Source organism: Luteibacter sp. P1_D3 (assembly GCF_056406135.1).
Window position 1 is genome coordinate 46,371 of sequence record NZ_JBFUAT010000004.1, and the last position, 25,515, is coordinate 71,885.

At 65.3% G+C, this 25,515-nt stretch carries 17 protein-coding genes; 7 read left to right on the top strand and 10 right to left on the bottom strand.

The annotated features are described in order from the left end of the window. Positions 1-4: 4 nt before the first annotated feature. The 3 genes from AC1DYM_RS04430 to AC1DYM_RS04440 form a co-directional block, all read right to left on the bottom strand. On the bottom strand, positions 5-3,043 hold the full coding sequence (locus AC1DYM_RS04430) for a TonB-dependent receptor (RefSeq protein WP_477336323.1): 3,039 nt from the start codon (positions 3,041-3,043) through the stop codon (positions 5-7). Positions 3,044-3,318: 275 nt separating this feature from the next. Beyond that, positions 3,319-4,686, bottom strand: a complete 1,368-nt coding sequence (locus AC1DYM_RS04435) for a hypothetical protein (RefSeq protein ID WP_477336325.1) — start codon at positions 4,684-4,686, stop codon at positions 3,319-3,321. A gap of 80 nt (positions 4,687-4,766) precedes the next feature. After that, on the bottom strand, positions 4,767-5,198 hold the full coding sequence (locus tag AC1DYM_RS04440; protein ID WP_477336327.1) for a hypothetical protein: 432 nt from the start codon (positions 5,196-5,198) through the stop codon (positions 4,767-4,769). Between the two features lie 185 nt (positions 5,199-5,383). On the opposite strand from AC1DYM_RS04440, the gene AC1DYM_RS04445 reads away from it, so the two are divergent. The 4 genes from AC1DYM_RS04445 to AC1DYM_RS04460 are packed head-to-tail and all read left to right on the top strand — an operon-like array spanning position 5,384 to position 14,444. Beyond that, positions 5,384-6,589, top strand: coding sequence for an efflux RND transporter periplasmic adaptor subunit (locus AC1DYM_RS04445; RefSeq protein WP_477336329.1), 1,206 nt, complete (start codon positions 5,384-5,386; stop codon positions 6,587-6,589). Between the two features lie 18 nt (positions 6,590-6,607). After that, positions 6,608-9,715: an efflux RND transporter permease subunit gene (locus tag AC1DYM_RS04450; protein ID WP_477336331.1), complete on the top strand. Its 3,108-nt coding sequence runs from the start codon at positions 6,608-6,610 to the stop codon at positions 9,713-9,715. Beyond that, a complete protein-coding gene (locus AC1DYM_RS04455; protein WP_477336333.1) occupies positions 9,712-13,020 on the top strand; it encodes an efflux RND transporter permease subunit in 3,309 nt (1,102 codons plus the stop codon). Before AC1DYM_RS04450 ends, AC1DYM_RS04455 begins: the two co-directional genes overlap by 4 nt. Next, the gene (locus tag AC1DYM_RS04460) at positions 13,017-14,444 is read left to right on the top strand and encodes an efflux transporter outer membrane subunit (protein WP_477336335.1); all 1,428 of its coding nucleotides are present in this window, start codon (positions 13,017-13,019) and stop codon (positions 14,442-14,444) included. Before AC1DYM_RS04455 ends, AC1DYM_RS04460 begins: the two co-directional genes overlap by 4 nt. A gap of 14 nt (positions 14,445-14,458) precedes the next feature. Here AC1DYM_RS04460 and AC1DYM_RS04465 read toward each other — a convergent pair whose 3' ends face one another. Further along, positions 14,459-15,076, bottom strand: coding sequence for a hypothetical protein (locus AC1DYM_RS04465; RefSeq protein WP_477336337.1), 618 nt, complete (start codon positions 15,074-15,076; stop codon positions 14,459-14,461). 165 nt (positions 15,077-15,241) lie between these two features. Here AC1DYM_RS04465 and AC1DYM_RS04470 point away from each other — a divergent pair, with 165 nt between their 5' ends. Next, positions 15,242-16,351 (top strand): calcium:cation antiporter, encoded by a 1,110-nt coding sequence (locus AC1DYM_RS04470; protein ID WP_477336339.1) that lies wholly within the window; start codon positions 15,242-15,244, stop codon positions 16,349-16,351. Here AC1DYM_RS04470 and AC1DYM_RS04475 read toward each other — a convergent pair. The 5 genes from AC1DYM_RS04475 to AC1DYM_RS04495 all read right to left on the bottom strand — a co-directional run bounded on the left by AC1DYM_RS04475 (position 16,330) and on the right by AC1DYM_RS04495 (position 22,410). Next, positions 16,330-17,604, bottom strand: coding sequence for a histidine phosphatase family protein (locus tag AC1DYM_RS04475; protein WP_477336341.1), 1,275 nt, complete (start codon positions 17,602-17,604; stop codon positions 16,330-16,332). The two genes, AC1DYM_RS04470 and AC1DYM_RS04475, sit on opposite strands and share 22 nt — an antisense overlap. Continuing rightward, entirely contained in the window at positions 17,601-20,072 is a 2,472-nt protein-coding gene (locus tag AC1DYM_RS04480; protein WP_477336343.1) for a TonB-dependent receptor, read from the bottom strand. Before AC1DYM_RS04480 ends, AC1DYM_RS04475 begins: the two co-directional genes overlap by 4 nt. Positions 20,073-20,182: 110 nt before the next feature. Beyond that, positions 20,183-21,436 (bottom strand): FecR family protein, encoded by a 1,254-nt coding sequence (locus AC1DYM_RS04485; protein ID WP_477336345.1) that lies wholly within the window; start codon positions 21,434-21,436, stop codon positions 20,183-20,185. Beyond that, positions 21,429-21,947, bottom strand: coding sequence for an RNA polymerase sigma factor (locus tag AC1DYM_RS04490; protein ID WP_477336347.1), 519 nt, complete (start codon positions 21,945-21,947; stop codon positions 21,429-21,431). Before AC1DYM_RS04490 ends, AC1DYM_RS04485 begins: the two co-directional genes overlap by 8 nt. Positions 21,948-22,053: 106 nt before the next feature. Next, positions 22,054-22,410 (bottom strand): carboxypeptidase-like regulatory domain-containing protein, encoded by a 357-nt coding sequence (locus AC1DYM_RS04495; protein WP_477336349.1) that lies wholly within the window; start codon positions 22,408-22,410, stop codon positions 22,054-22,056. A 215-nt stretch (positions 22,411-22,625) separates the two neighbouring features. Here AC1DYM_RS04495 and dhaL point away from each other — a divergent pair, with 215 nt between their 5' ends. Further along, entirely contained in the window at positions 22,626-24,338 is a 1,713-nt protein-coding gene (gene dhaL, locus AC1DYM_RS04500) for a dihydroxyacetone kinase subunit DhaL (RefSeq protein ID WP_477336351.1), read from the top strand. 13 nt (positions 24,339-24,351) lie between these two features. Next, a complete protein-coding gene (locus AC1DYM_RS04505; RefSeq protein WP_477336353.1) occupies positions 24,352-24,840 on the top strand; it encodes an OsmC family protein in 489 nt (162 codons plus the stop codon). 6 nt (positions 24,841-24,846) lie between these two features. Here AC1DYM_RS04505 and AC1DYM_RS04510 read toward each other — a convergent pair whose 3' ends face one another. Further along, on the bottom strand, positions 24,847-25,407 hold the full coding sequence (locus tag AC1DYM_RS04510) for a DUF1003 domain-containing protein (RefSeq protein WP_477336355.1): 561 nt from the start codon (positions 25,405-25,407) through the stop codon (positions 24,847-24,849). Between the last annotated feature and the right edge of the window lie 108 nt (positions 25,408-25,515).

Genomic DNA, 25,515 nt, shown 5'->3' on the forward strand with positions numbered 1-25,515 from the left:
TGCGTCAGAAGTCGTAATTCGCACTGAGCCGCAGGTAGCGCGGCAGCTGCCGTGCCGTCGGCGTTCCGTAGAGCGGATTGGCCAGGTTCGGGCTGGATTCGCCGTTCGGGTAAATCCCCACCACGCGCTGCTCGTTGAACACGTTGAAGATGTTCGCGTTGAAGGCGAGCTTCGAATCGGCGAATGCCGGACGATAGGTCGCGCCCAGGTCGATCTGGCGCACCCAGGGCAGGCGACCGTGGCTTCCCGGCGGCGACGGCAGGCCGTTGCAGAAGTGGTAGCTGTTGCCGTAGCCGGCCGGATCTTCGCGATCCGGGCCGAAGTAGCCAAGGCAGGGCTTGGGTGCGCCGGAGATCACGCTGAGGTTGCCGCTGACCAGCCACTCGGGAGTGATCTGGTAGTAGCCGAAGACCTTCAGTTGATGCTTGTGGTCGTTGTTCTGCGGACCGTTGGTGTTGACCATGATGTATGAGTTGTCCCAGTCCTGGGTGGTCGACACGGCCGTCTGTCCGGTACCGCGCGATTCGCGATACAGGTCCGAGCGCAGCTGGCCTTCGGTGTTGCCGTAGCTTCGCGAGAAAACGTACGTGGCCCGTGCGTACCAGGTGCCGTCGAAGGGATGTTCCAGGAACGATTCGAGCGCGTAATAACGACGCTTCAAACGGTCGAATCCGAATTCCTGGTTGGTCAGCGGCACGCTGACGTGGTTCCCTGAGGTATCGACGAGGTTGAAGGTGTTCGCCTTGCCGGGGTTGAACAACCAGCAGCTGACCGGGTTGCTCGAGGTGGTCACGTCGTAGCCGAGCGACTGCGCCTTGGCCAGCACGAGGTCGATGTCGCAGTAGTCATCGATGGCATTGCGCAGGATGCGCTGTGTGGCCTTCGCACCGTAAACCCACTTGCTGCCGAGGGTCTTGGTGAAGCCGAGGATGAACTCATCCTGGTATTCGGACTTCAAGCCCTTGGTGGTCACGGTGGACGGATCGGGCAGCTGGCCGAAGGTATTGTTGGCGGCGACGGGCGGGGAAATGGAGAGCAGGCCGGTCGGGGTGCCATCGCCGGCGATGCCGCCATAGGTGAAGTACTGCGAGGTGGTCAGTGCACCGCCGGCCGCATTGAGCGCCGGGTTCAAGGGCAGGCCGAGGTAGTAGCGACCCGCATTCGCATAGACCTTGAAGGTCGCGTCGCCGTTCACGTCCCAGCTCGCGCCCAGGCGCGGCGCCCACTGCGGCTTGTGCTGGGTGACGAAGGGATCGCCGTCGCTGTTGAAGTTCTCGAACTGGTCGTTACGCACGCCGACCGAGAGCAGCCAGCGATCGTTGATCTGCCATTTGTCTTCGATGTACTGCGCGCGCTGTGTCGAGCGCACGGTGGCCAGGCTGCTGTTGATATTCTGGATGACGTAGTAGCCCTGGGCGCCGTTCGGAAAGCCGCCGGTGGCAGGTACGCCCAGGCCGGTGGAGATCGGTGTATTCGGGTCACCCTGGCCATAGGTCCACGAATACCCGCCGGGGCCCGAGGTGATCGTGCCCTGGTCGATCGCCTTCGCCGTCTGGTTGTCCATGCCCGCCGTGATCGTGTGGTCGCCGATCTTGTAAGTGATGTCGATGCGGGTATTGGTGGTGCGGTTGCCACGCCCGGCTGGACTCAGGCTGGCGACGGTCTGGTTGTTGCCGCGGGGCGCGCCGCCGTTCAGCGCGGGATTCTGGTTGGTCAGCCCGTCCACATACGTGATATCGGGCGCGTAGCCGGCCGGTGCGTCGTAGTCGTCGCTTTTCAGCTTGCCGTATTGCGCGGTGACCGTGAGGTCATCGGTGATGTAACCGGTGTATTTGGCCGTCCAGAGGTCGCCTCCGGTCTTGATGTTGTCGTCACCGCCGATCCGGTCCTGGCGCGTGCGCGTCTGGTAGTCGTAACCGTAGACGGTGCCCGAGGTTTCGTACTTGTCGGAGGCGCCAGTGACCTCGAGGAGGTTGCTGTCGGTGATGTTCCAGTCGAGTTTGCCGTACCAGCGCGGCTCGTTGTAACGGTAGTCGACATAAGGCTTGGTGCTGGTGAAGCCGCTCACCGGGTTCACGGTATTGCCTTGCTGCCGCTCGTATTCGCCCGCGAGGAAGATGAAGAGTTTGTCCTTGATCAACGGTCCGCCCGCGTAGGCGCTGACCGTCGTGCTGCTGAAGGCGTCCTTCGAGTCCGGGGAGTACAACTGGCCGGCCTTGGGCGACGCCGGCAGGCCATTCTCGAAATAGCGGTTGCGCTGATCGGCCCGGGCAAAGCTGGGCTCCCAGAGCACCTGGGTGCCGAAATGCCATTCATTGGTGCCGCGCTTGCCGACCACGTTGATCACGCCGCCATCCGAGCGGCCGTACTGTGCGCTGTAGCCGCCGGTATAGACCTCCTGCTGGTCGATCGCGCCATAGGGCAGGGACAGGCCGCCGAAGCCGCGCAGGGGATCCGTCGTGGAAAAGCCGTTGACGTAGTAGGCGTTCTCACTCGCGGCGGAGCCGCCGAAGCTCACCAGGGAGTTTCCGGTCGGGCCCTTGAAGCTGCCGCCGTTGTTGACGACGCCGGGCGCAAGCAACGCGATGGCTTCGGAGTTTCGACCCAGCGGCAAGCGCGCCAGCTGCTCGGAGGTGACCACGGTGCGCGAATCCACGGTGGAGACGTCGATGCCCGGCAACGCCGCGGCGGACACCGTGATGCCCTCCATCGATTGCGCGGAGGATGGGACGAACGACACCTCGGTGCCGGCGCCGACCTTGAGCGTGATGTTCTGTCGGGTGTCCACGACCTTTCCGCCGACCTTCAGGCTGACGGTGTACGTGCCCAGGGGTAACTGGCCTGCCGAGTAGCGACCTCGCTCGTCGACCGGGACATCACGGCTCAGGCCGGTGTCACTGGTCACCGTGACCGTCTCACCCGCCGCGGCGGGCGCCTGGCCGAACAGGCTGCCGGTGGTGGACTGCGCGAGGGCGCCGGAACTGAGGGCCAGGGCGAGGGCGACTGCGAGGGCATGCTGGATACGGGGTGTCTTGCTGGACATGAACGACGCTCTCCTCGAACTTTCTTTCAGGCGTAAGCGCACACGGTCGCTGCTGCCGCAGGGCCGGGCATGACATGAAAACGACGGTAGATCCCCCAGAGGCGCGACCCTGACGCCGGCGAGAGCCGGGTCGTGGGTGCCGGTAGCCGGTCTAGCGCCGGCTACATCCCTAATGTGACAAAACATGCTGCGTCGCAGCACGCAACCCAGTTATATCGAAACTTATTTCGAATGTATAGCCCTCTAGACATCTCTTTCGAGATGCCCCGCCCGGGTTAGGCGAGGGCGACCGGGTCGGTTCGCAGCAGGACGCTGTCGTGAAGGCTGGCGAGATCGCGGGTACGCGCGTCGCGTTCCCGGGTCGTTTGCGGCGGGTGCCTTTCCATGTCCTGCAGCAGGGGCAGCAGATCGCGCTGTTGTGACTTCCTCAGTGGCGTCGTTACGTCTTCGACCTTCTGGCCCATGACGTATTTCAAACGCTCGGTGCTCTGGTTCGCTGTCTGGGTGAGGCTGGCTTTGACAAGCTGACCCTTCCGGTAGCCGATGCTGAGGTTGCTCTGTGCATCGTCGGCGATCTGCGTGAAGTAGTAATTCTGCGACTTGGGATCGTCGGTCAGGTTGAGCGTGGCATCGGGTGACAGCGCCGAGTGGAAGCTCGCATGGAGCAGCGTCGTCGTGACCTGGGACATGCCGCGCTCGGCGGCGTTGCGGCCCGATACCTGCGTACGCTGCGATGCCTGGAACGAGAAAGCGTCGTGCTCGTTCGATCGATAGGGATTCGGCGCGGTGGCCGTCTGCGTGATCGATGCCGTGAAATCCGCCAGTCCGCTCAATAAAGCGTGGTCGGTGTCGTTGAGCCACGAAGACGATCGCGTGAGGCTCGGTGTGTCGAGCCCACCCGGCGCGCTCATCTGGGTGAATGCGTCCTTGAACATCGACATCAAGGCGGGATTCGCGTGACCGCGCGACGCGGCCTGATCGAACTGCTTCAGCATATTGGCGATCGCGGACGCCTGCTGCGTCTTGCTTCCCGCGATGGCCGGCGAGCTGAGGTCCACGCTGACATCGATCTTTCCGGCCAGTCCGTCGATCTTCACTGCGCGCGTTGTGGCGTCGGCGTTGAAGTCGATCGTCTGGATGGCCTGGTTGTCGCTCACGGCCTGCGCGGTGAGATGTACCGACGAAAGGATGCTGGTGTCGACCTGCGCGAGTCCGGTGAGATCCAGCCGGGGCGGTGCGGAGGCCATGCCCTCCAGTGCGCTCTTGAACGCTGTCGACAGCTTCGCGACGGCGGCCGTCTCGGCATCGCCCAGTGCCGCGTCGCCATCGGTGGTGATGCCGACGCTGCCGTCGTCCTTCAGCGAAAGCGTGACGCTACGTCCGCTCGCCGTCTTGATGGCGAGGGTCGCATCCTGCCATACCGGTGCGGCCTTGATCGGTGGCAGGCCGTAGACGATCGGAACGGGGCCGGTGGTCGCGCCGCTTAAGGAAACAATGACCGAAGGTGCGGGTGCGACGGCAGACGCTGCCGACGCGCCGGACGATGAGCCGGTCGGCGCTACCGGTGGTATCGCCGCCGTGCTGTTGCGCACGGGCGTCGATGCGACAGCCAGGCCCCATGCACTCGATGAAGATATTGTCATCCTTCCGCCTCGTGTCCCTGTTTCAACCCCTCGATAACGGCGGGAATCGCAGGAACTTGAGGCGGAAAGTGGGTCGTTCCTCAGCGGTGGCCGTCGCCGTGATCACCGCCGCGTTCCGCACCACCACGGCCGTCGTGCCACTCGTCACCGTGGAAGTCGGGGATACGGTCGAAGCGCGTGCCCGGCGCCGGGCGTTCGTGCACCTGGGGCAGGGGACGGGCATAGCCACGACGCGGATCGAAGCGCGGATCGACGTGGCCGCGGAAGCCGCGTGGGCCGCGGAACCACGGGCCGGCACCAATGAAGATGCCGCCGGCGAACCATTCGGCGCCGTAGTAGCCGTACGGTGCGCACGGGTAGGGTGCGTAATCGTAGTAACCGTAGGGACAGCCGGGCTCCGGACCGATGTCGACGCCTTCGTCGACGTAGACCTGGGCGGAGGCGGTGGATGTGCCGGTGGCGGCACCGACGGTCATGAGCAAGGCAAGGGAGATAGAACGCAGCGTGTTCATCACGACACCGTAGGGAAGGAGGGCTGATGATGAAAACGGTTGGGCGTCGCAGGGGTTTACGTCGTGAAATCCTACGAAGTCGCAGGGATGAGCGTAGGTTAAACGGCTCCCGGAGTCGTTAAACGTATTCGCACCTCGTGCGTTCCTGTTGCCTAGCCTTAACGGATAACCCAGGAGATCGATTCATGAGTGATGCGATACAAGCCCAGCGTCCGCCTCACAAGGGACGGCGTCTGCTGATCGTCTCGCTTGTCGCTATCGTGATCATCGCCCTGGTGCTGTTCCACGTCATCAGCGGTTCCGGCAAGAAGAAGCCCGTCACGCCCCCGCAGTTGGTCAGCGCGGCCAAGGCGACGCTCGGCGACATGCCCGAGATACTCAATGAGCTCGGAACGGTGACCCCGGTGGCCACAGTGAACGTGCTGCCGCAGCTCAGCGGCTACCTCACCGACGTCGGTTACAAGGAAGGCCAGGATGTCGAGAAAGGCCAGTTCCTGGCCCAGATCGATCCGCGCCAGTACGAGATCGACAAGCGCCAGGCCGAAGCGCAGATGGCGAAAGACAAGGCGGCGCTCGCGCAGGCTCGCGCCGATCTCGTTCGCTTCACCACGTTGAACGAGCAGAAGTCGATCGCCGAACAGACCTTCGCCGACCAGAAATTCACCGTGCAGCAGGACGAAGCTGCGGTGAAGGCGGATGAGGCGAACATCGCCCAGTTCGACCTCGACCTTGCTTACTGCCACATCGTCGCGCCGGTATCCGGCCGCGTGGGCCTGCGTTTGGTCGATCCGGGCAACTATGTCACGCAGTCCACCTCACCCGGCATCGTCACCATCACCACGATGAAGCCGACGACCGTGCAGTTCACCGTGCCGCAGAACTCGCTGGCCAATGTGCTCAAGCGTTTCGGCACGGCGGATACGACGCTCGCCGTCACCGCCTTCAGCAGCGACAACAGCCGCCAGATCGCCACCGGCAAGCTCTATGCACTGGGTAACCAGATGGCCACGGCGACCGGCACGGTCACGCTGCGCGCCACCTTCGACAACGATGACGAAGCGCTGTATCCGAACGAGTTCGTCAACGTACGCCTGCTGGTCGATACGCTGAAGCAGGCCGTGCTGGTGCCCACGCCGGCGGTGCAGAGTGGTGCCCCCGGCGACTTCGTCTATCTGGTCAACGCCGACCAGACCGTGTCGGTGCACAAGGTGACCCTGGGTCCCAGCGACGGCAAGCTCACCGTGATCGCAGCGGGCCTGATGGCCGGGCAGACCGTGGTGACCGACGGCATGGATCGCCTGACCGATGGGGCGAAGGTGAAGCTCGCCGGCGCCAAGCCGGCCGCCGGATCGTCCACGGCTGACACGCCCCGCCGACGCCACGCGTCGTAAAGGCGGGCACGCGATCCGATGAATATTTCCCGCTTGTTCGTACTCAGGCCGGTAGCCACCGCGCTCCTGATGCTCGCGCTCGTCCTCGTCGGCCTCGTGGCCGTGCGTTTCCTGCCGGTGTCTTCGCTGCCCGCGGTCGACTATCCGGTCATCCAGGTGCAGACGTTCTATCCCGGTGCCAGCCCGTCGGTGATGGCGAACACGGTGACGGCGCCGCTGGAAGTGCAGCTGGGTGAAATTCCCGGACTCCAGCAGATGACCTCGAACAGCTCCGCCGGCGCGTCGGTCATCACCCTGCAGTTCGATCTCTCGCTCAGCCTCGACGTGGCGGRGCAGAACGTCCAGGAAGCGATCAACGCCGCGAACAGCCTGCTGCCTGCAGGGCTTCCGGCGCCGCCGACCTACGCCAAGGTCAATCCGGCCGACCTGCCGATCCTCACCCTGGCGGTTACTTCGGCCTCGATGTCGTTGCCGCAGCTGGAGGATGTCGCCAACAACCGCCTCGGCTCGAAGATCGCCGAAGTGCCGGGTGTCGGCCTGGTCGTGCCTGCCGGCGGCAACGTTCCCGCTATTCGGGTCGAGGCAGATCCGAAGAAGCTGGCCGCGTACGGTCTCAACATCGACGACCTGCGTTCGCTGCTGGCCAACGTCAACGTCAGCCAGCCCAAGGGCAATTTCGACGGACCCGAACTCGACTACACCATCAACGGTAACGACCAGATCCGCGATCCGAAGGATTACCTGGCGACGGTGGTGTCGTACCAGAACAGCGCGCCCGTCTACCTGCGCGATATCGCGCGGGTCACCCAGTCCGCGCAGAACACGGAGCAGGGCGCCTGGTTCGGCAAGACCCAGGCCATCGTGCTCAACGTACAGCGACAGCCCGGCGCGAACGTGATCGCCACGGTCGACCAGATCAAGGCGAAGCTCCCGCAGCTGGAATCCACCTTGCCGGCAGGCATGAAGGTCGAAGTCGTCTCCGACAGCACGGGCGTGATCCGCTCGTCCGTCTCGGACGCAGCCTTCGAACTCGGTCTTGCCATCGTGCTCGTCGTGCTGGTGATCTTCGTCTTCCTGCGCAACATCCCGGCGACGATCATCCCCAGTATCTCGGTGCCGGTCTCGCTGATCGGCACGCTGGCCGCGATGTACGAGCTGGGCTACTCGATCGACAACCTCTCGCTGATGGCCCTGATCATCGCCACGGGCTTCGTGGTCGATGACTCCATCGTGATGATCGAGAATATCGTGCGTTACCTCGAGGAGGGCATGCCGCCGCTCGAGGCCGCGCTCGAAGGGGCAGGGCAGATCGGCTTCACCATCGTGTCGCTGACCGTCTCGCTGATCGCCGTGTTGATCCCGCTGCTCTTCATGGGCGGTGTCATCGGCCGGCTGTTCAACGAGTTCGCGGTGACCCTGGCGGTGACCATCGTCATCTCGGGCATCGTCTCGCTCACCCTCGTGCCCATGCTGTGTGCGCGCATCCTGCGTGCGCAGGCGGAACGGCATCCGAGTCGCTTCGAGCGGATCAGCGAGGGCCTGTTCGACAAGACGCTGGCGGCTTATGAGCGTGGCCTGCGCTTCGTCATGGCCCGGCAGACACTCACCCTGATCGTCTTCCTGGTGACGGTCGCGTTGACCGTCGTGCTTTACGTCGTCATTCCCAAGGGTCTGTTCCCGACCCAGGACGTGGGCGCGGTCGAGGGCATCAGCGTCGCGGACAACTCGGTGTCCTACAGTGCGATGGTCAAGCGCCAGGCCGAGTTGGCCGATGCGATCCTGAAGGACCCGGACGTGACGGGCCTGACTTCGTATGTCGGCATCGACGGCACCAACAAGACACTCAACAACGGCCGCTTCCTGATCGGCCTCAAGGCCAAGGACGATCGTTCGTCCAGCGCCGCCGAAATCGCTCGCAACCTGCAGCGCGAGACGGCGAACGTATCCGGCATCCGCCTGTTCGTCCAGCCGGAGCAGGATCTGACGCTGGATACGACGGTGTCGCCGAACCAGTACCAGTTCGTCCTGCGCGGTTCCTCCGTGCAGGAACTGGGCAAGTACGTGCCGGCCCTGATCGAGCGCATGCACAAGATCGACTCGATCACCGATGTCACCAGCGACCTGAACAACGACGGCCTGGCGGTGAACGTGGAGGTGAACCGCCAGCTCGCCGCGCGCTACGGCATCACCCCGGCGACGATCGACAACGCCCTCTATGACGCGCTGGGACAACGCATCGTCTCGACCATCTTCGAGCAGTCGGGCCAGTACCGGGTGATCCTCGTGGCCAAGCCGGAAAGCCTGCCGACCGTGGCGTCGCTGGGCGACATCTACCTGCCCAGCCAGACCGGCAGCAGCGGGCAAGTGCCGCTGAAGGGTATCGCCGCGATCCAGATCGTGAAGTCGCCATTGGTAGTCAGTCACCTCGCGCAGTTCCCCGCCGTGACCGTGTCGTTCAACCTCACCGCAGGCGCCTCGCTGAGTTCGGCGGTGAAGGAGATCACCGCGGCGGAGCAGGCGGTGCACCTGCCGGCGTCGGTCACCTCGTCGTTCCAGGGCGCTGCGCAGGCCTTCCAGGATTCGCTCTCCAGCGAGGTCTACCTGCTGATCGCCGCGCTCGTCGCGGTCTATATCGTGCTCGGCGTGCTGTACGAGAGCTTTGTTCATCCGCTGACCATTCTGTCGACCTTGCCGTCGGCCGGCATCGGCGCCTTGCTGGCGCTGATGGTCGCCGGCCACGACCTGGACGTGATCGGCATCATCGGTATCGTGTTGTTGATCGGCATCGTGAAGAAGAACGCGATCATGATCGTGGACTTCGCGCTGGAAGCCGAGCGTGAACACGGCAAGCCGCCTGCGGAAGCCATCTTCGAGGCGTCGTTGCTGCGCTTCCGCCCCATCCTGATGACGACGCTGGCGGCGATGCTCGGCGCCTTGCCGATGCTGGTGGGTAACGGCACCGGTTCCGAGCTGCGCCGGCCGCTCGGCCTGGCGATCATCGGCGGCCTGGCGTTGAGCCAGTTGTTGACCCTGTTCACCACGCCGGTGATCTACCTGTTCTTCGACCGGCTGGCGTTGCGCTTCCGGCCGAAGCCCGAGCAGAAGCTGATCGGTCACGAGTCATGAGTATCCCGGGCCTGTTCATCCGGCGGCCGGTGGCGACCACCTTGCTCGCCGTCGCCATCCTGCTTTCCGGTGCACTGGGCTATTTCAACCTGCCGGTGGCGCCGCTGCCCAACGTGACCTTCCCGGTCATCGTGGTGCAGGCGAGCATGGCGGGTGCGAGCCCGGACATCATGGCCTCGACCGTGGCGGCGCCGCTGGAGCGACGGTTGAGCGCGATCGCCGATGTCTCCGAGCTGACCTCGTCCAGCTCGGTCGGCTCGGCCCAGGTGGTGATCCAGTTCGGCCTGGGGCGGGACATCAACGGCGCGGCGCGCGACGTCCAGGCGGCGATCCAGGCGGCACGCGCCGACCTGCCCAGCACCCTGCGCAACAACCCCACGTACCGGCAATACAACCCGTCCGATGCGCCGATCATGGTGCTCGCGCTCACCTCGGCCACGCTGACACGCGCCCAGCTCTACGATTCGGCCAATTCCATCCTCCAGCAGCAGCTGTCGCAGGTGGATGGCGTCGGCCAGATCACCCTGGGCGGCAGCGCCTTGCCTTCGGTGCGCGTGGAATTGCAGCCCGATCAGCTCAACAGCTACGGCATCGGCCTGGAGGACGTACGCGCGGCGCTCAGCTCGGCGAATGCCAACAGTGCCAAGGGCCATATCGACCAGGGCGACCAGCGTTTCGAGGTGCTCTCCAACGATCAGATCAGCAAGGCGGCGCCGTACCGCGACATCGTGGTGGCGTATCGCCAGGGTTCCCCGGTGTTCCTGCGCGATGTCGCCGAGGTCAAGGACTCGGCGGAGAACCTGCGCAACGCCGGCCTATATAACGGCAAGGACGCGGTGCTCGTCATCGTCTACCCATTGCCGGGCAGCAACATCGTCAAGACGGTGGGCCAGATCCGCAAGGTGCTGCCCAATGTCGAAGCGACCTTGCCGCACGATGTGCATGTCGGTATCGCGGTGGATCGGTCGCAGTCGGTGAACGCCGCGGTGGACGATACGGAGCGGACGCTGTTCATCTCCGTGCTCCTGGTCATCGGCGTGGTCTTCATCTTCCTGCAATCGCCGCGGGCCGTGCTGGTCCCGGCGGTTGCCTTGCCGCTGTCCATCATTGGCACGTTCGGCCCGATGTACCTGCTCGGTTACAGCCTGGACAACCTGTCGTTGATGGCGCTCACCATCGGCACCGGCTTCGTCGTCGACGATGCCGTGGTGGTGCTCGAGAACATCGTGCGCCACGTCGACGAGGGCATGGATGTACGCGAGGCCGCGTTGCGTGGCAGCGCCGAGGTCAGCTTCACCGTGATCTCCATGAGCGTCTCGCTGATCGCGGTCTTCCTGCCCATCCTGTTGATGCCAGGCATCGTCGGCCTGCTGTTCCACGAATTCGCCGTGACGTTGTCGATCGCGATCCTGCTCTCGCTGGTGATTTCGCTGACGGTCACGCCGACGATGGCCGCCTTCGTGCTTCGCTCGCGTGGCCCGGCCAGGGAGCAGGGGCGCGTGGCCGCCTGGTCGGAGCGCCAGTTCGAGCGCTTCAAGCAGGGTTACGACCGATCGCTGGCGACGGCGCTGGATCATCGGCTACTGGTCGGGCTGGTCCTGATTGGTCTGATCGTGCTCAACGTGTTCCTGATCCGCTTCGTGCCGTCGACGTTCTTCCCGGAACAGGACAACGGCATCCTGCAGGGGCAGATCATCGCGGACCAGAGCATCTCCTTCCAGGCGATGGAGAAGAAACTCGCCCAGCTGCAGGCGATCGTGCAGAAGGATCCGGCGGTGGCATCCGTCGCCGGTTTCACCGGTGGCCGTGCGCTGAATACCGCCAACGTCTTCATCGAACTGAAACCGTTGGCGGAGCGCAAGATATCCGCGGCGCAGGTCGTCGACCGGTTACGGCCGAAGCTCAATGCGGTATCGGGCGCCAGGCTGCTGCTGCAGGCCGCGCAGGACCTGCGCATCGGTGGCCGTCAGTCGGCCGCGGAATACCAGTACACGCTCACCAGCGACGATCCCGATACCTTGTTCACCTGGGTGCCCAAGTTGGTCGCTGCCCTGAGCAAGGAGCGGCTTTCCGACGTCAATTCGGACCTGCAACAGCATGGCCTGCAGATCTACGTGAACTTCGACCGTGCGACGGCGGCACGCTACGGCTTCGCCCCCAACCAGATCGATACCGGGTTGTACGACGCCTTCGGGCAACGCACCGTGTCGACGGTCTATAACGAGCTCAACCAGTACTACGTCGTGATGGAAGTCGCGCCGTCGTACTGGCAATACCCGCAGATGCTCGAGCGCATGCGTTTCAGCACGTCGGCAGGCAATGCCAGCGGAACACAGCAGACGCAGATGTCGAGCTCGCTGGTGAAGGGTGTCACGGCGACGACCGTGTCCAGTACGACATCAGGCACCTCGACGTCGACCAATGCGAAGAACGCCGATGCCGAGGCGAACCTGCTGACCAACGCGATTTCCAACGCCAAGGGCGGCGGTTCCAGCGGCAGCGCGGACAGCACGGCGGCCGAGACCCTGGTGCCATTCCCCGCGATCGCCAGTTACGTAAGCAACCACACGGCCACCCAGGTCAGCCACCAGGACGGGCTGGTCGCCGCGACGATCTCGTTCAACCTGCCGCCGGGCGGTTCGCTCAGCCAGGCGTCGGGCATCATCGCCCAGGTATCGCAGCAGATCGGCCTGCCAGCGTCCGTGCACGGCAGCTTCGCCGGCGCGGCACAGGTCTACGGCCAGTCGATGTCGACGATGCCCTTGCTGATCATTGCCGCGCTGGTCGCGGTGTATATCGTGCTGGGCATCCTCTACGAAAACACCGTGCACCCGCTGACGATCCTGTCGACCCTGCCATCGGCGGGCATCGGCGCGACGCTCGCGCTGCTGATCTTCGGCACGCCGTTCTCGGTCATCGCCATGATCGGCATCATCCTGCTGATCGGCATCGTGAAGAAGAACGCGATCATGATGATCGATGTGGCGATCCATCTGCAGCGCGACGAAGGGCTCGATGCGCGTGAAGCGATCCACAACGCGGCGGTGATACGCCTGCGCCCGATCATGATGACCACGGCGGCTGCCGTGCTCGGCGCCGTGCCCCTGGCCATCGGTATCGGGCAGGGCGCGTCGTTGCGCCAGCCACTCGGCATCACCGTGATGGGCGGGCTGATCCTCAGCCAGGTCGTCACGCTGTACACCACGCCGGTGATCTATCTCTACCTGGACGGTTTCCGCGCCAGGCTGGCACGGTGGAACGACCGCCTGCCATGGAACCACATCGACGCGAGCACTCCCCTATGAAGACTACCCGAACCTTACTCGTCGCCTCGATCGCGTGGTTGCTGCACGGTTGCATGGTCGGCCCCGATTACAAGAAGCCGGAGGTGACGTTGCCGGTCGCCTATAAGGAAACGCCGGGCTGGCTCAAGGCGCAACCGGACGATGCGGCGCCGAAGGGCGACTGGTGGGCCGTGTTCCACGATCCGCTGCTCGACCAGCTCGAACCGATGGTGTCGGTCTCCAACCAGACTGTGCGCCAGAGCTACGCGAATTACCAGGAAGCCCTGGCCGAGGTGCAGATCGCGCGTAGCGCCTTGTTCCCGACCATCGGCATCACCGGGTCCGCGACCAAGCAGCGTAGTGCGAGCAACGGGACTGGCAATACCGTGTCGGTCAACCCAGGCATACGTACCGCGGGTTCGCTCGAAGGCAGCGTGAGCTGGGCGCCGGACTTCTGGGGCAAGACGCGCCGTACCGTCGAAGAGAACAAGGCCACCGCCGAGGCCAGTGCGGCCACACTCGCCAACGCGACATTGACCGAACAGGTAGCCCTGGCCACGGCGGTGATTGACCTGCGCGTGACCGATGCCAATATCGATCTGCTCTCTCGCACGGTCGATGCGTACAAGGAATTCCTGCGCGTGGTCGGCAACCAGGGCAAGGCCGGGATCACACCGCCGTCGGACGTCATCACGGCGCGCACGCAGCTGGAGAACGCGCAGTCGAGCCTGATCGCGCTGGGCGTGTCGCGGGCCCGGTATGCGCATGCGATCGCTGTCCTGGTTGGCAAGACACCGGAGGAACTGGATATCCCGCATAGCACTGCTTTGCCGACCTTGCCGTCCGTCCCGGCCGGCATGCCCGCTACGCTGTTGCAGCGGCGTCCGGACATCGCCGTGGCCGAGCGCGAGATGGCTGCGCAGAACGCCGCGATCGGCGTCGCGATAGCGGCCTACTATCCGGACATCACGCTGTCCGGTGCGGACGGGTTTTCGCAGTCACCGCTTGCCGGGCTGCTGCACGTGGCCAACCACGTCTGGTCGCTGGGTGCCGACGTGAGTGAGACGATCTTCGATGCCGGCGCGCGCCATGGCCAGGTGGCAGCGGCACAGGCTTCCTACGAATCCGCCGTGGCGAACTACCGCGGCACGGTGCTCACCGCGCTGCAGAACGTCGAGGACGACCTCGCCGGCATCCGGATCCTCGCCCAGCAGGCCGAGGTCCTGGACGCCGCCGTGAGCGACGCGACGCGGGGTTCGGAGATCGCGTTCAATGAGTACAAGGCCGGCACGGTCGACTACACCACGGCCGTTACGGCGCAGACCACGCTGTACAGCACCCAGCAGAACGCGCTCGATGTTCGCGAGCAGCGCCTGCTCGATGCCGTGTCGCTGATCGGCGACACGGGTGGCCCTATCGCAGGCAGCACGCCGGCAGCACGCTGAGGCTCGTCACCGGTTCAGCGAGGTTTCGGTGTCACGTCGATCGCGACGGCTTCCACATACGTGATACGGACCAGGTCGCCGACCCGTAGCTTCGTCATGCGGGCCTGGCGTTCCGGGTCCTTCACTTCGATCAGGCGCTGCTTGCCGTCGGGACCCTGCAACGTCACCGTGTGCTTTTTCAGGTCGATCGCAGTGAGCTTGCTGGTGATCGAGATCGATTGTTGCGCGGCAGCGCCCGGCAGCGTGCCCTTGGGTGCCCGGGCCGCGTCGCTGCTCGTCACGACGCCGGTCGAGGCGCTTCCCGCCGGGAGCAGCTCCAGCGCGGCGGCCGCCTGGTAAGTGGCGATCACCACGTCGCCGACCTTCAGCTGGTCGAAGTTACGTACTTCAGGGCCTGCCTCGATGGTGAACTCGTGCTTGTCGCCCTTGCCCTCACGCAGGGTGACGAAGCGGCTCTGCTTGTCGATGGCGACCACGGTGGCGGTCTGGACTTCCTGCTCGCGCACCAGCTCGAGTGCTCCCGCCGGGGCGCTGGACGCGCGTGCCGGTGTCTGTGGCTGCGCATGGACAGCAAGCGGCATGGCCAGTGCGAGGCCGAGGGCCGGGATCAGGAAGAAGGTCGGCTTGCGCATGGGAAGGCTCCTGTCGGAGCTAGCATCGTCGTCCAGACGGCGTGCGCCCGGCGAGCGTAGGACCACTATCCGCGGCTAGGTAGTTCTACTGGGCGTGCTTGCCAACCGGCGCGACGTCGGGCACGGTTAGGGCAGGGTCCGCCTGCCGTCCTTCGTGGAGCATGCATGAGCACACCAGTCGCGTTTGCGCGAAAGGAGTGGTTCCTGGTCGTCACCGTGGCGACCTGCGCCGTGTTCCTCGGCATGCACGACACGCTCCTCGCCGGTCTCGAGTCACGATCCTGGCTGATCGTGGTCTTCATCTGGCTGTTCGTCGTCATCCTGGGCTCCGCGCTCGCCGTGCTGAGGCATGCGGAGCGTCTCGCCCACTATCTGGGTGAACCGATCGGCACGCTCGTGCTGACCATCGCGGTGACGTCGATCGAGATCATGAGCATCTCGGCGGTCATGCTGCACGGCGCGAACAATCCGACGCTGGCCCGAGACACCTTGTTCTCGGTGACCATGATCGTGCTTAACGGTATGGTCGGCCTGTCACTGCTATGGGGTGGCTGGAAGCACCGCGAGCAGGCTTACAACCTGCAGGGCGCGAACGCCTATCTTGGGCTGATCATCCCGCTGGGTGTGCTCGGCCTCGTGCTGCCGAGGTTCACCCATGTGGCGGAGGGTGCGCCGTTACCGTTCGCCCACCAGATGTTTCTCGTGGTAGTCATGCTCACCCTGTACGCCACCTTCCTTGGCCTGCAGACGAAGCGCCTGAAGGGCTACTTCACCACGGATGCGTCCACGGCCCGTCATGGCGACCCGGCAAAGCCGGCTCGCCATGGGCCCGTTGCCTCCGCGGTGCTGCTGATCGCGTACATGATTCCCGTGGTGTTTCTTGTCGACCAGCTCGCCATCCCTGTCGATTACGTGGTCGAGACGCTGAATGCGCCGGCCGCCATGGGCGGTCTCGCGATGGCGATCCTGGTTGCCCTGCCCGAAGGCATGGGCGCGATTCGCGCGGCAAGCCGTAACGACCTGCAGCGCGCGGTGAACATCTTCCTCGGTTCGGTGCTTTCCACGATCGGGCTGACCATCCCGGCCATCCTGTTGATCGGCCAGATGACCCATCATCCGGTCATCCTCGGGCTCGAACACACCGACCTGATCCTCTTTGTGCTGACGCTGGTGCTTTCCCTGTTGACGTTTTCGAGCGCCAGGACGCACCTGTTGCAAGGTGCGGTGCATCTGACGGTCTTCGTCTGCTTCGTCTACTTCCTGTTCTCGCCCTGAGTGGCGACCATCGTCGGCAACGATGACGCCACGCGCGTGGGGTCGATGCCCTTGCGTGCCAGGGCGTCGAATTCGTCGACGGTGCATTCGCCGATGGTCCGGCAGCCCTGTACGCGAACGGGCTTCGCGATGACCTTATCGAAGCGATTGGTGCGGAGAGACGCCATCGACGGCATCAGGCTGCGAATACGGATGACATAGGTGTCGCCACGCTGCACCAGGCTGAAGACGAGCGCTCCGCCGGGCGGATAATCGTCGGGGACTTGCGAATCATGCCAGTCCAGGCCGAGCACGCCGGCCACGTTGGCGAGATTGGTGTCGTGCCCGACCAGCACGACGGCGCCGCGAGGGGAGGTCGAGAGTGGCGCAACGTCCGGTGTCGCACCGCGCGCGGCGTCCAGGCTGGCAACGATGTGCGCGACGAGGTTGGAACCGGCGTTGGCCGCCGCGGGCATGGCTTTCTTCGTCGCCGCGAACTGCGCGTTGTGCAGCGTGATCAGGCGACCAAGCACGCCGGCATCCGCGCGACCGAAGGCGACGGCCTTCATCGGCATGCCTTCCACGTAGGCAAGCATGAGGTTCTCGCTGAAGGTGCCGGCGAGCTTCATGGCTTTCGCCACGTGGGCAGGATCATCGAGAAGCAGCTTCTTTTGCTCCCGGCCTGCCATCCCTTCGCACGTCGTGGGCGTGCATCCGAGCAAGACCTCCTGCAGCTCGGCCAGCGCCGCGGGCGCCGGCGGGGCCGGGGCGCTGCTGTCGTTGTCCTCGTCGTCCGGCTTGCCAGTGACGGCATCCTTCATGAAATGGAACAGCGGATTGTTCGCGTCGCCCTCGGTGGAAAGGAACGACCCGGCACAGCCCGGGGTGACCCCCTCGAGTAGTGCGCCTGCGCTTTCGCGATTCCGTGGCGTGGTGTCCCCGATCACCACGAGTGTGTCGGACCCGGGGCAGGCCGTGGTCACCACGCCATCGTCGAGCAGCAGGCGTCGGAGACGGCCGCCCATGGCCGTCATGCCCGCATGACCATGCGTTGTGAGCATCCCCGGTTCGACCGGCCACGTCGGCCAGTCGCCGATGGCGTAGGCGGCGTACGCGGTCGCGGGTTTGGTCGGCGAGCGCACGCCGTGACGCATCAGCACGATGTCGAGTGTCGTCACGGTCGGGGCGGCCGTCGCGCTCGGCGCGGCAACCGCTGGGAACGGTGCTGCCGCTGTCGCGACCAGCGAGGCGAGCAGGGCGATCGCGGTTTTCATAGCTTCACCGAGAGGTCGAGGAAGATGCCGCGGCCGGGCAGGCCGAAGTAGAGCGGATCGCCGCTCACCGCCTGGGTGCCCGCGTAGCCGGTGAACTTGTGCACGTTGAAGACGTTGTTCACGTCGACGCTGATCGAGTAGCCCTTCGTTCCCGCCGGGCCTTTGTCGGTACGGTAGCCGGCGGCGGCGTCGACGCTCATGTAGCCGGCGATGCGCTGGTCGTTGAGGAACTGGACGTTGCCGGCGGCGTCGGTCGTGTTGTCGAGGCCGTACTGGTGGCCGAGGAACTTGCCCATCAGCGAGCCGAAGTAGCCGTTGGTATTGCTATACAGCAAGCCCAGGGCTGCCGTGACCTTGGGCGTACCCGCCACCTGCACGCTGCTGTTCTTGTAGGTCGCCTTGTTGTAGCTGGCATTGCCGTACACGCTCAACGCGCGTGTCAGGGCGAACGTCGCCTCGACTTCGGCACCCTTGTAGATGGCACCGCCGCCGTTGACGAAGGTGTCCTCGTTACCGTTGTCCGTGGCGACCTGGGTCTCGGTGATGAAGTTCGAGAAGTCGATGTAGTAGACGTCGGCGCCGAAGGTGAGCTTGCTCGAGGCGAACGCCGTGCCCAACTGGAAGTTCCTGGTCTTTTCCGGCTGCAGGCTGTGCGAACCATTGACCTGGATCACGTCGATGGGCGGGGCGAGGAATCCCTCAGCCGCCTGGGCATAGGCGCTCCACGTGTCACTGAGACGGTCGTGCACGCTGATCGAGGGCAGGGCGGCATGGTAGGTGGCCTCGGCGCTGAGCGGCACCGGCGGCGAGACCTTGTTGAGCGGCGCGTCGATGCTGCGCGTGACTTCCGAATAGCGCACACCCGGGCTCACGGTGATGGCGTCCGTGACCTTCCAGTCGTACTGCAGGTAGGGCTGTACCGTGTCGGTGCGATCGTCGAGCTGGTAGTTGTCGACCGGTCCGTACTTCGTGCCCGTCTTCGCCCCGGTCGTCAGGTCGACCGGATACTGGTAGCGCGCATCCAGGCTGCGCTCGAGCCAGATGCCGGTAAGCAGGGTACCATCGCCGAGATCGCGACCGAGCCGAAGCACATTGCCGAAGGCGTGGAAGCCGGAGTCCGAGAGCTTGCCCGGCAGGTCGGTCTTCGCGGTCGAGACCTTCTTGCCCTTGTCGTTGTAGAACGTGACGCCGTTATCGGCCGGGTCGATGTCCGAGGCGTCCGAGGTCTTGCGCGCCCAATGGTCGAACGTATTGAGGTAGACCTTGTCGTCGACGTCCCAGCCGGCGACCTGGCTGGTCAATCCGACATACGTGAAGCTGGAATAGTAGGCCGCGTTGTTGGCGCCCTTGTAGTTCTGCAGGGTCGGATCGTCGCCCAGCCCGAAACGCCAGCCGTAGCGATCGATCTCGTCCTTGGTCGCGCCCTGCACGGTGTTCTGGTGTTCCCGGTTGTAGCTGGTCACGAAGGTGAGGCTGGTGACGTCGCCCAGCTGGCTGATCGTCTTGATGAAGACGTGATCGCGTTTGTCGTCGGTACCCTGCAGGTAGGTATCGCTCGACTCCTTGGAGACATCGGCGAAGATGCGCGTGTTGCCGACCGTCTCATCGGCGGTCACGCCGCCGGCGCGCGTGTTCCAGCTACCCAGCGTGAGGTAGGGCGTGATGCCGGGCTCGTCCGAAGGCTCGCGCGAACGCAGCGCCACCGTACCGCCGAACGTGGCATTACCCAGCGTGCTGCCGCCGCCCGGGCCGCGATCGATTTCCGCCTGGCCGAGCACGTGGTTGTTGAAGTACGCCGAGGTCGTGTGGTGTAAGTCGCTGGCGTCGCCGAACGGAATACCGTCGAAGGTGATGTTGAACTGACCATCCTGGAAGCCGCGGATGCTGATGCCTTCGTTCTTGCCCAGGCCGGGACCTTCGGGCGAGGTCACCGTCACGCTGGGTGCGTATTTGATGATGTCGTCGAAGTTGGCGTTGAAGCGCAGGCCGTCGCGAATGAAACGCTCATCGATCACCGAGGTGGGCTGGGTCGCGTCGAGCGGCGCGGCGCTCGGTGCCAGCGTATCCACGGCATTCGCATGGACGCTCACCGGAGCCAGTTTCTGTGCCTCGTCACGGGTGTCGATCGACGGGAGTGGCGCGGCTGCCGGCGTCGGGCCGGCCCCGACGTTTCCCGGCACGATCGTCACCGTGGTGGGCGTCACGAAGCGGTAGGTCATGCCCGTGCCGGCCAGCAAGGCGGTCAGCTGCGCGGCCGCCGGCATGCCGCCGGGCGCGGCGTGGCTACGCAGGCCGTCAGGCACGTCGGTGCCGTAGACCACCTGCCAGCCGGCATCGTGCGCGAAGCGGTCGAGCGCCTGTGCCAGCGGCATGGCCTCGATGGGCTGTGTAGTGGCGTGGGCATCCGTGGGCACGACGGTGATGCCCGCGATGGCGAGGGCGATGCAGAGGGCGAGCGAAGATCGCATGGCGTCACATACCTTGGAGGGGGGATCACGGAGGACAGTCATCGCTGTCCGACCCCATCTAAGAGTCCCGGCGCGGCCGGTCGGGTACCGCTCATTCGATGAATTTTTTCTTACAGCCGGGACGCGTTGCCCGTGGTGACAAAACGAACGTGATCGGCACGACGGTCGATGCGCACATGGGGCAGGCTGCCGATATAGGCGATGAAGGCCTCCGAATCGCGCGCATGGAACACGCCGCTGATACGCTTGCTCGCGAGTTCCGGATCGTCGACGACCAGCGGTCGCGTCGCATACGCATTGAAGCGACGAGCCACCTCGGCCACCGTAGCGTCGTGGAAGCGGATATCGGCAGGGAGCCACTGCGTCGCGGCCGCAACGCTCGCCTGGCCGCGGGCGGTGAGACGGCCGTCCTCGTCCACGCGGGCCGATTCGCCGCCGCGAAGATCGACGATGCGGTCACGTGGTGCGGTCGTGCCGGTGAGGCGTGCACGGGCTTTCGCAAGCCATGGCGAGGGTAGGTTCCATACCGACACCTGCCCGCTGACGACGGTGACCTGTGCGGCCTCGTCGCTGCGTTCCACGTCGAACACGGTGCCGATGTCGTCGATCTGCTGACGACCCACCGTGACCTTCATGGGGCGCGCAGGGTCCTTGCCGATATCGAAGGAGGCATGGCCTTGCAGCAGCTCGATATGACGTGCATCGGCGTCGAAACGAACGAGCATGGCGCTCTGCGGTGAAAGCTGCACCACGGTGTCGTCGTCGAGCGTGACCTCGCGGACATCGATGCCGGCGGCGTAGCGGATGCCCGGAGCTTCCGGGGATGGCCAGGCTGCAGTGATGCCACCGGATACCAGGAGGACCATCGCCGCGGCGGCTGCCCAGCGCCAGGTGCTGGCCCGGGGGTGTCGCGGCCTGGGATCGCCGATGAATCGGCTCCTACCGAAAGCCTCCGCCTCCATGGGCCACGATGCTTCCATTGGCGAGGGATCGCCGATACATCGGCTCCTGCCGGAGCTGGCTGCGGCTGCCGTCGCTGCTTCTGGCAGGAGCCGATTCATCGGCGATGCCCCTCGTGGGAGCCGATTAATCGGCGAAGGGTGCTCGCCACCCACTCCCCCCCGCAGCAGCACCACCGAACTCTCACTCGCCGCAAGCGCCTGCAACTCCCCCAGCGACATCGTCTCCGCCACCGTCGCTGCGCGCAGGTCGCCATGCATCTGGGCCATCGCCATGTATTCGGCCACGTGCTGCGGCGAATGCCGGAGCCAGTCCAGGAACCGTGCCCGCGTGCGATCGTCGGGCGACTCCTGCATGTCGAGATACCAGCTCGCCGCTTCTTCGATGAGGCGCAGGTCATTCATAACGTGCCATTCCTTGCCGACACGCGGCCAATCCCTTGACGATGTATTTCTTGACCATGTTCGGCGAGATCGAAAGCTGTTCGCCGATCTCCTTGTAGGAGAGGTCGTCGCGATAGTGCATCACCAGCACGGCGCGGCACTTGGGTGAAAGGCGGCCGATCAGCGTGGCCAGCCGCTGGCGGCGCAGCGCGCGATCGACATCGGCACCGGCATGGCACGGCGTGGCAAGCCGCTCGATGACTTCCTCGAGGCCCTCGCTGCTGATCGGAGCGCGCTGCTGCATCTGCGCGTGCTCCTTGACCAGGTTGGCGGCCACGGTGAACAGGTACGCCTCGGGGTTGCGCACCGCGCCGGCGCCTGCATTGCCGGATCGTAGCAGGCGAAGGTAGACCTCCTGCACGAGGTCCTGCGCATCCCAGCGATGGGCGACGCGGCGGAGGAAATAGTTGGCGAGGGTAGGCCCCTTGTCGGCCAGCAGCCGCGCCCAGCTCGGTGGGGTCTCGGCAGACACGTCGGCTCCTGGGTGATGCCGGGAGCCTAGGGGCCGAATGTTGCAACTTCAGGTCAGGGCCGCCCGATGGCCGGGCGGTCCTGCCGAACGTGCGGGGTGGAAGCGATCAGCTATCGGCCGCGCACTTGTCGTTCTCGCAGGCGAAGTCGATCTCCGCGCCCTTGCCGACCGTCAGCGGAATGTTCTTGCGGGTATCGAGGACCTTGCCGTCTTTCTCGAGGGTGACGGTATAGGTGCCCACGGGGACCGGGTTGATCCTGTAACGGCCGTTGTCGCCAATGGTGGCGTGGCGCTGTGCGCCCGTGGTGCTCTTGGCGGTCACCAGGCCACCGGCCGGACCCTGGCCGAACATGCTCGCCGTGGTGCCTTGAGCGTGCGCAGGCGTGACGGCATTGCCGAACAGGGTTGCGGCGGCGGAGACGGCGATGCCGAACAGGAATGTGCGATACCCGATGCTCTTCATGGAACTCCCTTCTGCGGACGGTGGATGACCTTCGACGTTTTATTTCAAGCGACGCGCGCAAGAAAGTGCCGCTGACGGAATGACTGTGTTGCCTGCCTGGAATCAATGGATGAAACCTGGGTGGTCGGCGCCGGCCGAATGAATCTATGCGAGACTCCCGGCACTAGCCCGGCCCCGGCCAGGCGCGTTCGTCCACCTGCCTCGAGGAACGATACGTGAAGAAACTCATCAACGATCCGCTCCAGGTCGTCAGCGAGATGGTCGAAGGCCTCGTGCTCGCCGACGACCGTCTCACTCGCATCGCCGGTCATAACGTCGTGCTGCGCCGCGACCATGCGCAGCATGCGGCCTCGGGCAAGGTGGCCCTCATCTCCGGCGGCGGCGCCGGTCATGAGCCCGCGCATGCGGGCTACATCGGACAGGGCATGCTCACCGCCGCCGTGGTGGGTGAAGTCTTCACCTCGCCCAGCGTCGACGCCGTCCTCGCGACCATCCTCGCCGTGGCCGGTCCGGGCGGCGTCCTGCTCATCGTCAAGAACTACACCGGCGACCGGCTCAACTTCGGCCTGGCCGCGGAACTCGCGCGCGCCGCCGGCGTGACCGTGGACCTGGTGGTGGTGGGCGACGATGTCGCGCTGGATACCGACGATGGCGCGGTCGGCCGGCGCGGTATCGCCGGTACGGTGCTCGTGCACAAAGTGGCCGGCGCCGCCGCCGAGGCGGGCCTTTCGCTGGCCGAGGTCAAGCGGGAAGCGCAGGGCGCCATCGATGCCGTCTTCAGCATGGGCCTGGGACTGGGCGCGTGCATCGTGCCCGCCGCCGGCACACCCGGCTTCGAACTCTCCGACACCGAAGTCGAGTACGGCCTGGGCATCCACGGCGAGCGCGGCGCAAAGCGCGGTCCGATCGCCACGGCCGATGCGATGCTCGATACCTTGCTCGATCGGTTGCTGGAACGCGGCAAGCTCCAGGCCGGCGAACGCGTCGCGCTGCTGGTCAACAACCTCGGCGGCACCGCCGTGCAGGAACTGGCCATCGTCGCCCGTCACGCGCTCATGCGGCTGGCCGCGGCGAAGGTCGAGGTGGCGATGGTGCAGGTTGGCACCTTCCTCACCGCGCTGGAAATGCCGGGCTGTTCGCTGAGCGTGATGCGCCTGGACGCCGGCCGCAGCGAGCGGCTGCTCGCGCCCGCGACTGCCGGTGCCTGGAGCGCTCCGACGCATCCGGTCACGACGGCACCGAGCGTCGAGGCACGCACGGCCACGCAGGCCGCGTTGCCGGCGGGGCCGGCCTGGAAGCTGTCCGAGCGCCCGGCGCGCTTCATCGCGTCGCTCCGCGCCGTGTCCGCTGCGTTGCAGAAGGCGGAACACACCTTGACCGAACTGGATTCCGTCGTCGGCGATGGCGACATCGGCCTGAGCCTGACGCGTGGTGCGCGAGCGGTCGACGCGGCGCTTCCCGACCTCGACACCGCGCATCCCGCCGCTGCGTTGCATGCGCTCGCCTCGATCCTGCGTCGTGAACTCGGGGGCACGTCGGGGCCGCTGTACGCCGCCTTCGTGGTGCGTGGCGCAAGCCATCTCGCCGAGCGCGACGAGGTCGACTCGCCGGCCGCCTGGGCGGCGGCCTTCCGCGCGGGCATCGAAGGCGTGCAGACCCTGGGTGGCGGCAAGGCGGGTGACCGCACCATGCTCGATGCCATGATCCCCGCGGCCGACGCGATGGATGCCGCGATCGCGCGCGGCGACGCAGCGCCTGCCATCCTTCGGGCGGCGATCGACGCGGCGCAGGCCGGCGTCGAAGCGACCCGGCAGATGCGGCCACGACTGGGCCGCTCGTCCTATCTCGGCGATCGCACGCTGGGTCACGCGGATCCCGGCGCTTTCGCCGTGGCGCTGTGGCTCGAAGCGATCGGCTCGGCATCGTAAAGGAGTGGCATCCATGACATCGCAGCCCGTCATCGTCCAGCCCACCGGGCAGGGTGACTTCCAGGTGCGGGTGAACGCACAGGGTCCTTCGTTCTTCGTCGACGAGCCGCTGGCGATGGGCGGCCTTGCCTCGGGGCCGACACCGTATGACCTGCTCAGTGCCGCCCTGGGCGCCTGCACGGCGATGACCCTGGGCCTGTATGCGCGGCGCAAGGGTCTTGCCCTGACCGATGTCCAGGTGTCGGTGACGCATCGACGGGACGCGATCACCGGGCGCGATACCTTCGAGCGCGCGCTTTACATCGAAGGCTCGCTCGACGAGGCACAAGCGGCGCGCCTGCTCGACATGGCGGACCGCTGTCCCGTCGGCAAGACCTTGAGTGCCGGCGCGGACATCGTCACCCGCCTGGCACCGAAGACCGAGCCGGTGATTCCCAACCGGCCCTGCGACCAGACGCATCCTGGTGCCATGCTCCAGGCGTGCGAGGAAATGGATGGCTGACTCGGCTTACTTACCGCCTTCCTTGACCAGGCGCGTAAGCAGGTCGATCTGGGCCTGCTGCTGGGCCAGTAGCTGCATGACCTGCTCGTTGCGCAACGCATCGAGCTTTTCGTGCAGGGCCAGGATCTCTACCTCGGCCTTGAGGTTCACTTCGTAATCGTAAGCGGCCATCTCGCGGTCCTTCGAGGACTGGCGGTTCTGGCTCATCATGATCACGGGGGCCTGGAAGGCGGCGAGCATGGACAGCATCAGGTTGAGGAAGATGTATGGGTAGGGGTCGACGGCCGAGCGACCGAGCAGCAGGCTGTTCAAGACCACCCACGCCACCAGGATGGCGACGAAGACGATGATGAAGGTCCACGAGCCGCCGAAGGCCGCGACCTTGTCCGCCAGGCGTTGACCGTACGTGGTCTTGGCATCGATGCGCTGGTTGATGTCTTCGGTGACAGCGGTCCGCCGGGTCGCGTGTTCGAGCACGCGTCGTGCGGTCTGGTTGAGCTTCGCGCCTTCCGTGCCGAACCAGCGTGCGGACGAGGTCAGGTAATCGAAGGGCGGCAGGTGACTCATGGGTATGCTCCGGGGAAGAAGGAAGTGACGGACTTTGGTCGAAACTACCCTGCTGCCGGCGCAAAGTCTTGTCTGTCGGTACGAGCTAGGACGAGAATGACGGCCTTA

Bases quoted from the DNA above. Each gene is read 5' to 3' on its own strand.
- AC1DYM_RS04485 (WP_477336345.1), bottom strand. From the start codon at position 21,436: ATGAATGACCTGCGCCTCATCGAAGAAGCGGCGAGCTGGTATCTCGAC.
- AC1DYM_RS04465 (WP_477336337.1), bottom strand. From the start codon at position 15,076: ATGCGCAAGCCGACCTTCTTCCTGATCCCGGCCCTCGGCCTCGCACTG.
- AC1DYM_RS04510 (WP_477336355.1), bottom strand. From the start codon at position 25,407: ATGAGTCACCTGCCGCCCTTCGATTACCTGACCTCGTCCGCACGCTGG.
- AC1DYM_RS04480 (WP_477336343.1), bottom strand. From the start codon at position 20,072: ATGCGATCTTCGCTCGCCCTCTGCATCGCCCTCGCCATCGCGGGCATC.
- AC1DYM_RS04435 (WP_477336325.1), bottom strand. From the start codon at position 4,686: ATGACAATATCTTCATCGAGTGCATGGGGCCTGGCTGTCGCATCGACG.
- AC1DYM_RS04430 (WP_477336323.1), bottom strand. From the start codon at position 3,043: ATGTCCAGCAAGACACCCCGTATCCAGCATGCCCTCGCAGTCGCCCTC.
- AC1DYM_RS04445 (WP_477336329.1), top strand. From the start codon at position 5,384: ATGAGTGATGCGATACAAGCCCAGCGTCCGCCTCACAAGGGACGGCGT.
- AC1DYM_RS04440 (WP_477336327.1), bottom strand. From the start codon at position 5,198: ATGAACACGCTGCGTTCTATCTCCCTTGCCTTGCTCATGACCGTCGGT.
- AC1DYM_RS04460 (WP_477336335.1), top strand. From the start codon at position 13,017: ATGAAGACTACCCGAACCTTACTCGTCGCCTCGATCGCGTGGTTGCTG.
- AC1DYM_RS04475 (WP_477336341.1), bottom strand. From the start codon at position 17,604: ATGAAAACCGCGATCGCCCTGCTCGCCTCGCTGGTCGCGACAGCGGCA.
- AC1DYM_RS04455 (WP_477336333.1), top strand. From the start codon at position 9,712: ATGAGTATCCCGGGCCTGTTCATCCGGCGGCCGGTGGCGACCACCTTG.
- AC1DYM_RS04495 (WP_477336349.1), bottom strand. From the start codon at position 22,410: ATGAAGAGCATCGGGTATCGCACATTCCTGTTCGGCATCGCCGTCTCC.
- AC1DYM_RS04470 (WP_477336339.1), top strand. From the start codon at position 15,242: ATGAGCACACCAGTCGCGTTTGCGCGAAAGGAGTGGTTCCTGGTCGTC.
- AC1DYM_RS04505 (WP_477336353.1), top strand. From the start codon at position 24,352: ATGACATCGCAGCCCGTCATCGTCCAGCCCACCGGGCAGGGTGACTTC.